Source organism: Corynebacterium sp. AOP12-C2-36 (genome assembly GCF_052379185.1).
In the GTDB taxonomy this organism is placed as follows: Bacteria; Actinomycetota; Actinomycetes; order Mycobacteriales; family Mycobacteriaceae; genus Corynebacterium.
The window spans coordinates 70,163-82,153 of sequence record NZ_JBQSYJ010000001.1 but is presented as its reverse complement, the minus strand read 5'-3'; the positions used below and the strand labels follow the sequence as shown (position 1 = coordinate 82,153).

Below are 11,991 nucleotides of genomic sequence, written 5' to 3'. Positions count from 1 at the left end.
TCAGCCCTGCAGCAGGATCTCCCAGCTCACGCCGAAGCGGTCCACCCCGCGGCGGGTGTGACCGTCCAGCCCCAGTTCACGGCCGAGCACCTCGGCCTGCACCGGGGTGTCGCAGTACACCCGGAAACTCACCGCGTCGGTGAAGGTGAAGGGCTGTTCGGTGGCCGAGTCCATCATCGAGAACCAGGTCCCGAGCAGTCGCACGTCGGCGAACATCACCGAGCCGGCGACCGCGGGGCCGTTGTCCTGCGGGTAGGTGACCATGGTGCCGGTTCCGGTGCCTCCGGCCCCGTCAGGACCGAAGACCTCGGCGAACACCCCGGTCCACAGCTCGCGCGCCTCACCGGCCCGGTTCTGTGCTTCCCCGCCGAAGAGGAAGGACGGGATCAACGCCGGGCGTGGGGCCCCGGCCGGATCGGTGAGCATGACCTGCCAGCTCATCCCGTACCTGTCGAGCACCCAGCCGTAGCGGGCGCTGAAGGGGTACTCGTCCAAGGGCATGAGTACGGCCTGGGCGTCCTCGGCGAGTCCCTCCCAGATGGTGTCGAGGACCGCGCGTGCGCGCGCCTGCGCCGCCTGCTGCGCCTCCGGGGTGGCGTCCGGTGACCAGCCGAAGAACGACGGGTCGACGTTGACCATCATGTTGGTCGCAGGAGAGATCCCCTCGGCGCCGGAGGTATCGGCGGCGTCGGCGGCGTCGGTGAGGTGCAGTCGCATGCCGGCGACGAAAAGGTCCACGCCCTCGTCGGTGGCCGTGCCCCCGGTCGCCCCGAGTTCCAGGCCCGCCTCCTCGAAGGGGCGGAAGACGTCGGTGTAGAACCGGGCCGCCCCGACGACCCCGTGGTCGCCGACCTGCAGGCGCAACCGCGGGACGATGCGCTGGTGGTTGCCGGTGGTGTGCTGGGTCATGCCCTCCGAGGGTACGACATCTCAGCCGATCAGCGGCTTGAATCCGGGGCGGGTGGCCTCGAAGTCGCTGATCGCCGCCTCGTCCTGCAGGGTGATGCCGATGTCGTCGAGGCCGTTGAGCAGCCGCCAGCGGGTGTCGTCGTCGACCTCGAAGGCGAAGACGTGCTCTCCCAGGCTGGCGGTGCGCGCCTGCAGGTCCACGGTGATCTCCACACCGGGGCGCTGCTCGATGAGCTTCCAGATCAGCTCGATGTCCTCGGCGGTCATCGTGGCGGCGAGCAGCCCGTTCTTGGCGGTGTTGCCGCGGAAGATGTCGCCGAAGCGTGGGGAGAACACCACGCGGAACCCGTAGTCGAGTAGCGCCCACACGGCGTGCTCGCGGGAGGAGCCGGTACCGAAGTCGGGTCCGGCGACGAGCACCGAGGAGGCCACGAACGGCTCCTGGTTGAGGACGAACTCCGGGTCACGGCGCCAGGACTTGAACAGCCCGGACTCGTAGCCGGTCTTGGTGACCAGCTTGAGGTACTCGGCGGGCACGATCTGGTCGGTGTCCACGTTCGAGCGGCGCAGCGGGCAGGCCACGCCGGTGTGGGTGCTGAACTTCTCCATGGTGCGCTTACGCTCCCTTCTCGAGGTTCTCGGACGCTCCGGACGCTTCAGGCAGGTCGGCGGGGCTGGCGAGGTGGCCGAGCACCGCCGTCGCCGCGGCGACGGGCGGGGAGACCAGGTGGGTACGTCCTCCCTTGCCCTGGCGTCCTTCGAAGTTGCGGTTGGAGGTGGACGCGGAGCGTTCGCCGGGGGCGAGCTGGTCGGGGTTCATGCCCAGGCACATCGAGCAGCCGGCGGTGCGCCACTCCGCCCCGGCGTCGAGGAAGACCTTGTCCAGTCCCTCCTGCTCGGCCTGGGTCTTCACCGCGGTGGAGGACGGCACGACCATCATCTGCACCGACGGGTCCACGCGGCGTCCGCGCAGCACGTCGGCGGCGGCGCGCAGGTCCTCGATGCGGCTGTTGGTGCAGGAGCCGAGGAAGACGGTGTCGATGCCGATCTCGCGCAGCGGGGTGCCCTGCTCCAGGCCCATGTACTCGATGGCGGACTCGGCGGCGATGCGCTCGGTCTCGTCGGTGATGTCCTCCAGGTACGGCACCGCGGCGTCCAGCGGCAGGCCTTGGCCAGGGTTGGTGCCCCAGGTGACGAACGGGGTCAGCGCGGCACCGTCGATCTCGACGACGGTGTCGTAGGACGCCCCGTCGTCGGTGGGCAGCGAGCGCCAGTAGGCGACGGCGTCGTCCCAATCCTGGCCGGTGGGCGCGTAGCGGCGTCCCTTGAGGTAGTCGAAGGTGACCTCGTCGGGGGCGATCATGCCGGCGCGGGCGCCGGCCTCGATGCTCATGTTGCACATCGTGAGCCGCCCCTCCATGGACAGCTTCCTGATGGCCTCGCCGCGGTACTCGATGATGTGGCCCTGGGCGCCGCCCGTGCCGATCTTGGCGATGATCGCCAGGATCAGGTCCTTGGCGGTGACCCCGGGACGCAGTTCCCCGGAGACCTCGATGGCCATGGTCTTGAACGGTGCCAGCGGGAGGGTCTGGGTGGCGAGCACGTGCTCGACCTCGCTGGTGCCGATGCCCATGCCGATGGAGCCGAAGGCACCGTGGGTGGAGGTGTGCGAGTCGCCGCAGACGATGGTCATGCCCGGCTGGCTGGCGCCGAGCTGCGGGCCGACAGTGTGCACGATGCCCTGCTCGCCGTCGCCCATGGAGTGCAGGACGACCCCGTACTCCTCGCAGTTCCTGCGCAACGTCTCGACCTGCAGGCGTGAGACCTTGTCCTCGATCTCGAGAAGGTTGCCGGAGTGCACGCCCAGGGTGGGCACGTTGTGGTCCTCGGTACCCAGGGTGAGGTCGGGCCGGCGCAGCGGCCGGTTGTTCTGCCGCAGTCCGTCGAAGGCCTGGGGGCTGGTGACCTCGTGGATGAGGTGCAGGTCGATGAACAGCAGGTCGCGCCCACCGTTCTCCCCCCTGGTCACGACGTGGGCGTCCCACACCTTCTGTGCGAGGGTGCGCGGGGCGTGCGTGGTGGTGTCGTCTGGGTGCGTCTGCCGGGTCACAGCACTCACAGTTCTCTCCTCGTGCTTGCTCGCTGCAGTCGTCCGGAGGTTCCGGTCGTCGCCCGCCCGTCACTGCGGGGCAACCTGGAAGTTCCACTGGTTGGAATGTATAGTATCAGATCATGGGAAACCCCTTCGTCACCGAGACGCCCTCACCCACGCCTACTGCGGCGACCGCGACCACCAGCGGTATCCAGGTCCTCGACCGTGCCCTGCTCATCCTGGGCATCGTCGCACGGCGCCCGCACAGCCTCTCCGAACTGTGCGAGACCACGGGCCTGCCCCGCGCCACGGCGCACCGCATCGCCGTCGCGTTGGAGAAGCACCGCATGGTCACGCGGCTGGAGGACGGCCAGTGGACCGCCGGACCGGCACTGGCCGAGCTGGCACCGAAGTCCTCGACCCGTCTGGACGAGGCGGCCGAGCACGTGCTGCCCGACCTGGTGGAGCGCACCGGCGAGGCCGTGCAGATCTACAAGCTCTCGGGCCACGAGCGCGTGTGCATCGCCACGACGGAACCGCGCCAGGGCCTGCGGGACACGGTACCAGTGGGCAACCGGCTGACCCTCACCGCAGGCTCCGCGGCGAAGGTGCTCGTCGCCTACTCCCCCAAGGTCTTCCAGGACGACGTGCTGACCTCGGCCCACTACACCGCCGAGGACCTGGAACTGGTGCGCGCCGGCCAGATCGCCGAGTCCGTGGGCGAGCGCGACGCCGCCCTGGCCAGCGTGTCTGTACCGGTGCGGGACGCCTCGGGCGTCATCGCCGCCCTGTCGATCTCCGGGCCGGCCGAGCGCATGGGCCCCTCGCCCGCCGCCCGCCACCGCGAGGCCCTGCAGCACAGCGCCGCCGAGCTGGAGCACTACCTGCGTTGATCGGGAGATGATGGCCTGGGGGTGATACGGGGCGGTCTGGGGCGGCTCCCATGCCCGTGTTTCCGATATAGCCTGCGCAATGCGCAGGGGTGTCCTACGCTGACACGGACAATACCGCCGTGCCTCACACCGGCACCAACGAATGGAGACCCATCATCCTCGGTAGCTTCGGAATCAACGAACTCGCCGTCATCGTCCTGGCCGTCGCGTTCATCGCGGTCGTCGTCTGGGCCGTGGTGAAGGTCATCAAGTACCTCTCCTGACGGTCCCACAACCCCGCGCTACGGGTGGCCTTCTGAAAGCAGACCAACAATAGCGTGAGGTATCAGCGACGGGCCGGGTACCCGACCCCGGACATACGAAAAGCCCGGTCACGAAGACCGGGCATTTCGACTACTACTTTGTACCCCGTACGGGATTTGAACCCGTGTTACCGGCGTGAGAGGCCAGCGTCCTAGGCCGCTAGACGAACGGGGCAGGAACTAACGTATGTCGTCCAGCAGGGCACCGTGGCCGCGCTGTGCAACGGGGAGAACTATATATGACGATCCACATCGGCACCTAATCACCGCCGTGACGTGCAATGATGGTGACATGAACCCGCTCACCACCACGCAGCTGCGGGGCCTGCGCCTCACCGCCCAGCTGCTCGCCCCCGCCGCGGCTCGTCCCCCACTGCCGGACTCCCCGCACGGGCAGGACGCCGCAGTCCACGCCGTCGCCGCGCACATGCTCGCCAGCCAGGCGCAGAACCTCCCCGCGGGCGTCCGCGCACTGGGACTGCGTGCCGGTGCCCCGATGCTCACCGAGGAGGATCTCACCGTCGCCCACGTGGTGCGCAGCTGGTCGCAGCGCGGCACCCACCACCTGCTCGCCGCCGAGGACGTCCGCTGGCTCACTCGCCTGTGCACCCCGCGGGTACAGAAGGCCTCGGCGAAGCGACGTGGACAACTGGGCCTGTCCGACGAGGACGTCGACGTATGCCGCACCGCTCTGCTGGACGCGCTGGCGGCGTCCTGCACTCCCCTGGCCCGCAGCGAGGCCTACCAGGTGTTCGCCCGCGCCGGCATCGACCCGGAGGGCGGCCGCGGGCCGCACATGCTGCGCCACTTCGGCGGGGAGGGCGACATCGTCCAGGGCCCGCGTTCCTCGGCCGCAGGACGCCCCGAGGACACCTTCGTGCTGCACGACAGCGTGGTGACCGACCCGCGGAACCTCGACGGGGAGGACGCACTGCGCGAGCTCGCCTGCCGCTACTACCGCTCGCGCGGCCCGGCCGGCGTCAAGGACCTGGCGTGGTGGTCGGGACTGACCGTGCGCGACGCCCGCGCCGCCACCGCCCTCGCGCTCGCCACAGGAACGGTCATGGAGGGCTCCACGCAGGACGGACGCAGCGTCCTACTGGCCGACTGGCAAGTCGACGTCACCGCCGCTGAGATCACCCAGGCTCTGGCTCTGACGTTGGAATTACCCGCGTTCGATGAGTACCTGCTCGGCTACGCCGAGCGCTCGGACGTGATCTCGGACGCGGTGGCCGGCGAGGTCGGCCCCACGAAGAACGGGCTGTTCCACCCCTGCCGCGTCGAGGCCGGGGCCGTCACCGGCCGGCTGTGACAACTGAGGACGGTCAAGGACAGTCAAGGACAGCCGCCTACTCGGAGAGCAGGCGCGACTGCTCCTCGGCGACGGCGGCCAGGTCCTCGTTGCTGAGGTAGTCGCGGTCGAAGCGCTGCCACGGCTGCTCCACCATGCGCCACACCCCGGTCGTCCGGTCGCAGAACGGGTGCGCGGCACGCACCCAGCGCATCCACGGGGCGATCTCCCCGGTGTCCGGGTCGATGCGCGTGTAGTGCAGGACCGTGCAGTTGAAGATGGTCATCTCCTTGTCCTTGTCGTAGCGCAGGAACTCCTCGTCGCTCCAACGCTCCAGGACCAGGCGGGTGGACCACATGAAGTCTCCGTGGGTCACCACAAGCACGTTGTCCTCGCTGCTCTCACGGTGCAGGGTGCTGAGCATGTTGCGCACCCGGTTCTCCGCGACGTTGGCGATCGACTCCCCCGCCGGCGGCGCCCAGTACAGCGGGTCCTTGCGGCGCAGCAGGGCGTTGTGGGCGTACTGCTCCTCGAAGACCTTGCGCGGCAAGGGCGAGATCTCACCCCAGGAGCGTTCACGCACCACCCGGTTCTCCTCCCACAGCGCACCGTCGAGCTGGAGGTTCGCCGCGGTCTCCCGGGTACGCACGTACGGGGAGGTGATGCAGCGGTCCAGCGGGTCGACGTTGTCGGTGATCCACCGTCCCGCCGCGTGCGCCTGGGCCACACCGGCGTCGGTCAGACGCCATGAGCGGTCGGCGACCAGCATCGTCTCCTCGCTGAAGAGTGCCTGGTCGCCGGCCTTGTCCGCGCGTTGGATCACGTTGGCCTCGCTCTGGCCGTGGCGGACGAGGATCAGGTTCTTCGGCATGGTCACCCCACCCACCCTAGACCTTTCGCCTAGGAACAGTTGCACCCCCTTCTGCTCCGGGGATACCCCGACCCCGGACATGCGGAAAGCCCGGTCCGAAGACCGGGCTTTGCCGTTTCACATACCTTGTACCCCGTACGGGATTTGAACCCGTGTTACCGGCGTGAGAGGCCAGCGTCCTAGGCCGCTAGACGAACGGGGCAAGAAAACGAACTGCACATCATGTTCAGCGTTTCCGCTGGCCTACCAGGACTCGAACCTAGAACGACGGTACCAGAAACCGCTGTGTTGCCAATTACACCATAGGCCAATCGTTGCTGTGCTCCGCGGTGTTCCCCGCGCTGCCTTGCAACGGTGGATACTATAACCAGAGCGCTCGCACACTCGCAAACTGCCAGGTCAGGACGCCGATCGCGGCGTCCTGCGCCCGCTGCGACCGGCGTACGCCGGCTACAACCCTGTTATTCGGCGGCGACGTACAGCGTGACCGCCCGTGCGGCACGCAGACGTGCCAGCGTGGACTCGCGTCCCAGCAGCTCCATCGACTCGAACAGCGGCGGGGACACCGCCGCGCCCGAGACCGCCACCCGCAGGGCCCCGTAGGCCTTGCGCGGCTTGAGTTCCATCGAGTCGATCAGACGCGCCGACAGGGCCGCCTCGATCTTCTCCGTGACGAACCCCGCGTCACCGAGAGACTCCAGCGCCTCGATCTCCTCGATCGCGGCGTCCAGGACCTCCACGGCTTCCTCCTTGAGGTTCTTCTTCGCCGCCTTCTCGTCCAGCTCCAGGTCCGCGTCGGCGGTGACCAGGAAGCGCAGCAGGCCGTCGGCGTCGCCGAGGGTCTTGATGCGGGTCTGCACCAGTTCCGCGGCGAAGGCGAACTTGTCGGCCGGGTAGTCGGCCGGGAAGCCCTTGTACTCCTCCAGGTAGCTGCGCAGGCGGGTGGTGAAGTCCGCCAGGTCGAGCAGGCGGATGTGGTCGGCGTTGAGCGCCTCGAGCTTCTTCTGGTCGAAACGGGCCGGGTTCGGCTTCACGTCGGCGACGTCGAAGTTCGCCACCAGCTCGTCCACGCCGAACACGTCCTGGTCGGCGGACAGGGACCAGCCCAGCAGCGACAGGTAGTTCAGCATGCCCTCGGGGATGATGCCGTTGTCGCGGTGGTTGAAGAGGTTGGACTCCGGGTCACGCTTGGAGAGCTTCTTGTTGCCCTCGCCCATCACGAACGGCAGGTGCCCGAAGGTCGGGGTCGCATCCGCCACGCCGATGCGCACCAGCGCCTCGTACAGGGCCAGCTGGCGGGGCGTGGACGGCAGCAGGTCCTCGCCGCGCAGCACGTGGGTGATCTTCATCAGCGCATCGTCCACGGGGTTGACCAGGGTGTACAGCGGCTGCCCGTTGGAACGGGCGACCACGAAGTCCGGCACGGTGGACCCGTCGACGTTCATCTCGCCACGGACCAGGTCGTTCCACGTCCAGGTCTTCTCCGGCATGCGCAGACGCCACACCGGCGAACGGCCCTCGGCCTCGAAGGCGGCGACCTGCTCGGAGGTCAGGTCCCGGTCGAAGTTGTCGTAGCCCAGCTTGGGGTCACGGCCGGCGGCGCGGTGACGCTCCTCGACCTCCTCGGCGGTGGAGTACGCCGGGTACACGTCGCCGGACGCCTTGAGCTTCTCCAGCACCTCGACGTAGATCTCCATGCGCTGCGACTGGCGGTACGGGCCGTGCGGGCCGCCGGGCTCGCCGACCCCCTCGTCCCAGTCCAGTCCGAGCCAGGTCAGGGACTCGACGATGGCCTCGTAGGACTCCTCGGAGTCCCGGGCGGCGTCGGTGTCCTCGATCCGGAACACCAGCTTTCCGCCGGTGTGCCGGGCGTAGGCCCAGTTGAACAGTGCGGTGCGGACCATGCCGACGTGCGGGGTCCCGGTCGGCGAGGGGCAGAAACGAACGCGAACATCACTCATGGTGCACTATTTCACCACATCCACTCCCCCGCCACGTCCCCGGAGTACCCGGCGGCCCGCAGCGCACCCACCCAATCGTCCAGCGGGAGGCCGCCGCTGCCCGGTGCGCCGCGTCCGGGGTCGTCGGCGATCTGGACGTGGGCGGGGAAGGTGAACGGGTCGCCGGACCCTTCTGCGCCGTCCAGACCGTCCAACCACGCCGCCACGTCGTCGGTCCGGCTGAGGTGCCACAGGTCGGCCAGCAGCCCGGTCCCGGGGAAGCTGCTGGTAACCGCGCGGGCGTCGACGACGGTCTGCACGGGGTAGTCCTCGACCCCGGAGCTGGGTTCGATCAGCACGGTGCCGTGGCCTCGCCCCTGCACCAGGTTGGCAAGGGCGGCGGTGTTGTCGAGCTGCATGGGGCTCAACCGGCGTCCTCCCCGCCCGAGCAGAAGGTTGAAGCGGCCGGCGCCGGTGGCGTCGGCCAGCCGGGACATCGCGTCGACGTGGCGCCGGCTCAGAGGTTCCTCGTGCAGGACGCCGCGGTCGCCGGCGGCGAGGTCACCCGCCCAGAAGTTCACGGCGACGAGCGTGAGCCCGCGGCGCGCGAGTTCCGCGACGAGGTCGTCGACCTCCGTGTCGTCCGGCTCCGGGGTGGTCCACGGCCACCACAGTTCGATCCTGTCGACCCCCAGGGCGCCCGCCCTGTCGAGGTCGGGGTGCCCGGCGGGCCTGCCGATCGAGCAGTTCACCGCCGTCGTGCCTGCTGTACCTGTCATGCCTGCCGTCCCTCACGTCGGAATTGTCCCCAATCTACGCGACCCGCCGGAGGCGCATCGGCCATAATGAGCCCCATGGTTGAATCCCCACACTCCCCCAGGGTCGCCCCCAGGGTCGCAGTCGTCACCGGTGCCGGCGGCGGGCTGGGCCGTGCCTTCGCCACCGCCTTGGCGCAGGAGGGCTGGAGCGTCGCCGCGTTGGGACGCAGCGTCGGCACGCTGGAGGCCACCGTCGAGGCGTGCCGCACGGCAGGCGACACGGCGGGCGGTTCTGCCGACCATCTCGCCGTCGTCTGCGACGTCACCGACGAGTCCTCCGTTTCCGCCGCATTCGACCAGGTCACCAGCACCCTGGGAGGCCTCGACCTGCTGGTCAACAACGCCGGCGTCCCCGGAGCCACCGGGCGGATCGACACCGTCGACGCCGCCGCCTTCGAGGCCACCATCGCGACGAACCTCACCGGCACCTTCCTGTGCACCCGGGCGGCCTTCTCCTGGATGGCCGCCCATGGCGGAGGACGCGTCGTCAACAACGGCTCCATCGCCGCGCACGCCCCGCGTGCCGGCGCGGCGGCCTACGCCGCGTCCAAGGCCGCCGTCGCGTCCCTCACGGTCTCCACCGCGCTGGACGGACGGGGCCGGGGTATCACCGCCACCGAACTCGACATCGGCAACGCCGCCACCGAGCTGCTGGGCACCTTCACGGCTGCCGACCCTGCCGCCGAACCCACCTTCGACGCCGCCGAGGCCGCCCGTCTGCTGGTCAGCGTGGCCGACATGCCGACCGGCGTGTCCGTGGACCGGGTCACCGTCACCGCCGCAGGCATGCCGTACCTCGGGAGAGGATAGGGACGACCGGCGATAATTTCAGTTTGTTTCCCACCCCTGAGTACGGTGACGGTGTGATCAACAACGATCGCCCGTCAACTGCGCCGGACTTCCTGCTCTCCCGCGCGTCGGGCAGCATCCGCACCCAGGGGACACGCGCGTCCTTCCCCGACCCGTTCGAGGCCGCCACGGCCCTGCGCGACGGCAGTGCGCGGCTCGTCGTCGGCGCCGTCCCCTTCGACACCGCCAACCGGGCCGCACTGACCGTGCCAGGCAGTGTGGTCGAGACCGAGGGGCCGCTGGAGCCGCCGGCCTACTACCGCGGCCGTGAGTTGGGCGAGCTGCTCGAGGTGCTCAACGTGCACCCCACCAGCAGTTCCGAGGAGCACCAGTCCACGGTGGCCGCCGCCATCGAGACGATGCGCACCACCACCCTGCGCAAGGTGGTGCTCGCCCGCGCGGTGGACATCGAGTTCGCCGAGGAGGTCGACCCGCTGCTCATCGCCGCCCGGCTGATCGACCTGTCCGCCCACCGCGACGGTTTCGCCGTGGACCTCTCGGCGACCGGACGCTCCGACGACCGTGGCACGATGCTCGTCGGCTCCTCCCCCGAGGTGCTCATCCGCCGACGCGGCACGACCGTGGAGGCCCGTCCGCTGGCCGGCTCCGCCGCCCGGCTGGCCGACCGCGGTGCCGACGAGGCCGTGGGACGCACGCTGCGCGACTCCACCAAGGACCTCACCGAGCACCAGCTGGTCGTGGACCACTACCGGCAGGTGCTCGGCGGGGTGTGCTCGGAACTGTCCATCCCCCGGACCCCCGAGCTGATCAAGACCAACGAGATGTGGCACCTGGCCACCCCGGTGCGCGGCACACTGCCGGACCTGCACTTCTCCGCACTGGACCTGGCGTTGATGCTGCACCCCACACCCGCCGTCGGGGGGACCCCCACCGACGACGCCATCGGGATCATCAACGAGGTCGAGGAACCACGCTGCTTCTACGCCGGCTTCGTGGGCTGGTGCAACGAGGACGGCGACGGCGAGTACATGGTCAGCATCCGCTGCGCCGAGATCGCCGGTGCCACCGCCAGGGCGTGGGCCGGCGGCGGGATCATCGCGACGTCCTCCCCCTCGGCCGAGGCCGCCGAGACGACCGCCAAACTGCAGACCGCACTGCGGGCACTCAACGTGCCCGCCGCGATGCGGGCGGTCTGACATCCCCCTGTAAGAGGCTCCAGGTAGAGGCTCTAGTAGGCCTCGATGGGGTTGACCAGGTGGCCCAGGCCGGGGATCTCGATGTCGATCCGGTCGCCGGGGACCATCTCGGCGGTGCCGGCCGGGGAGCCGGTGCAGATCACGTCGCCGGGCAGCAGGGTGAACGCCTGGGAGACCCACTCCACGATCTCGGGGATGGCCTTGATCATCTGGTCGGAGTTGGAGTCCTGCTTGGTCTCGGTCACCCCGTCGTGGGTGAGGTGCGCCTTGATGGGCAGGTCGGTCAGGTCGGCGAAGTCCAGGTCCGTCTCGATCCACGGGCCCAGCGGGCAGAAACTGTCCAGACCCTTGGCGCGCGACCACTGGCCGTCGGCGAACTGCAGGTCGCGCGAGGAGACGTCGTTGACGATGGTGAAGCCCAGGACGACGTTCTTCCAGTCGTCGCGCTTGACGTCCTTGCAGGGCTTGCCGATGACGATGGCGAGCTCACCCTCGAACTCCACGCGGGTGGCCCACTCCGGCTTGCGGATCGGCGCGCCGGTGCCGACCACGGCTGTCGGCGGCTTCAGGAACAGTGTCGGCGGCAGGTGCTCGGCGGACTTGTTGAACACCTCCTTGACGTGGTCGGCGTAGTTGCGGCCCACGGCCACGACCTTCGACGGCAGGATCGGTGCAAGCAGGCGGACGTCCTCGAAGGCCCAGCTGCGCCCGGTGAACTCGGGTTCCCCGAAGGGGTGCCCGGCGATCTCACGGCAGGTCGCGCCGGTTCCGTCGGCCTCCCCGCCCTCCAATGCCACGAAGGCCATGCCTTCCGGATGTGCGATTCGCGAAATTCTCATGGTCGGTTAGCTTACAGTGGAAAACTGGAC

General features: G+C 69.2%; 12 protein-coding genes and 3 tRNA genes. 5 read left to right on the top strand and 10 right to left on the bottom strand.

The window, feature by feature from the left end; all coding sequences use genetic code 11:
* From ACT3UN_RS00375 to leuC, 3 genes are read right to left on the bottom strand one after another with little or no spacing between them, the layout of a single operon-like run.
* Positions 1–909 (bottom strand): VOC family protein, encoded by a 909-nt coding sequence (locus ACT3UN_RS00375; RefSeq protein ID WP_301443717.1) that lies wholly within the window; start codon positions 907–909, stop codon positions 1–3.
* Between the two features lie 21 nt (positions 910–930).
* Entirely contained in the window at positions 931–1,518 is a 588-nt protein-coding gene (gene leuD, locus ACT3UN_RS00370) for a 3-isopropylmalate dehydratase small subunit (protein ID WP_301443718.1), read from the bottom strand.
* 7 nt (positions 1,519–1,525) lie between these two features.
* On the bottom strand, positions 1,526–3,028 hold the full coding sequence (gene leuC / locus ACT3UN_RS00365; RefSeq protein ID WP_444655720.1) for a 3-isopropylmalate dehydratase large subunit: 1,503 nt from the start codon (positions 3,026–3,028) through the stop codon (positions 1,526–1,528).
* A 113-nt stretch (positions 3,029–3,141) separates the two neighbouring features.
* Here leuC and ACT3UN_RS00360 point away from each other — a divergent pair, with 113 nt between their 5' ends.
* Together ACT3UN_RS00360 and ACT3UN_RS00355 are read left to right on the top strand one after the other, a co-directional pair.
* Positions 3,142–3,894: an IclR family transcriptional regulator gene (locus ACT3UN_RS00360; protein WP_444655718.1), complete on the top strand. Its 753-nt coding sequence runs from the start codon at positions 3,142–3,144 to the stop codon at positions 3,892–3,894.
* 119 nt (positions 3,895–4,013) lie between these two features.
* On the top strand, positions 4,014–4,157 hold the full coding sequence (locus tag ACT3UN_RS00355) for a hypothetical protein (protein WP_301443720.1): 144 nt from the start codon (positions 4,014–4,016) through the stop codon (positions 4,155–4,157).
* Between the two features lie 141 nt (positions 4,158–4,298).
* Here ACT3UN_RS00355 and ACT3UN_RS00350 read toward each other — a convergent pair.
* A tRNA-Glu gene (locus ACT3UN_RS00350) sits at positions 4,299–4,371 on the bottom strand.
* A 117-nt stretch (positions 4,372–4,488) separates the two neighbouring features.
* Here ACT3UN_RS00350 and ACT3UN_RS00345 point away from each other — a divergent pair.
* Positions 4,489–5,508 carry a winged helix DNA-binding domain-containing protein gene (locus tag ACT3UN_RS00345; protein ID WP_301444085.1) on the top strand — a complete coding sequence of 340 codons (1,020 nt, stop codon included), beginning with the start codon at positions 4,489–4,491 and terminating at the stop codon, positions 5,506–5,508.
* A gap of 37 nt (positions 5,509–5,545) precedes the next feature.
* On the opposite strand, the gene ACT3UN_RS00340 is transcribed toward ACT3UN_RS00345, so the two are convergent.
* The 5 genes from ACT3UN_RS00340 to ACT3UN_RS00320 form a co-directional block, all read right to left on the bottom strand.
* Positions 5,546–6,358, bottom strand: coding sequence for a histidine phosphatase family protein (locus ACT3UN_RS00340; RefSeq protein WP_301444086.1), 813 nt, complete (start codon positions 6,356–6,358; stop codon positions 5,546–5,548).
* Between the two features lie 129 nt (positions 6,359–6,487).
* A tRNA-Glu gene (locus tag ACT3UN_RS00335) sits at positions 6,488–6,560 on the bottom strand.
* Between the two features lie 36 nt (positions 6,561–6,596).
* Positions 6,597–6,668: transfer RNA gene (locus ACT3UN_RS00330), tRNA-Gln, on the bottom strand.
* Between the two features lie 151 nt (positions 6,669–6,819).
* Entirely contained in the window at positions 6,820–8,319 is a 1,500-nt protein-coding gene (gltX, locus tag ACT3UN_RS00325; RefSeq protein WP_441582068.1) for a glutamate--tRNA ligase, read from the bottom strand.
* 11 nt (positions 8,320–8,330) lie between these two features.
* Complete coding sequence (locus ACT3UN_RS00320; RefSeq protein WP_301443923.1) at positions 8,331–9,077, bottom strand: TIM barrel protein; 747 nt, start codon at positions 9,075–9,077, stop codon at positions 8,331–8,333.
* Positions 9,078–9,152: 75 nt separating this feature from the next.
* Between ACT3UN_RS00320 and ACT3UN_RS00315 the strand changes: the two genes are divergently transcribed.
* A complete protein-coding gene (locus ACT3UN_RS00315; RefSeq protein WP_301443924.1) occupies positions 9,153–9,926 on the top strand; it encodes an SDR family oxidoreductase in 774 nt (257 codons plus the stop codon).
* A 56-nt stretch (positions 9,927–9,982) separates the two neighbouring features.
* Positions 9,983–11,122, top strand: a complete 1,140-nt coding sequence (locus ACT3UN_RS00310; RefSeq protein WP_301443926.1) for an isochorismate synthase — start codon at positions 9,983–9,985, stop codon at positions 11,120–11,122.
* Positions 11,123–11,154: 32 nt separating this feature from the next.
* Here ACT3UN_RS00310 and ACT3UN_RS00305 read toward each other — a convergent pair whose 3' ends face one another.
* A complete protein-coding gene (locus tag ACT3UN_RS00305) occupies positions 11,155–11,961 on the bottom strand; it encodes a fumarylacetoacetate hydrolase family protein (protein ID WP_441578844.1) in 807 nt (268 codons plus the stop codon).
* Positions 11,962–11,991: the final 30 nt, after the last annotated feature.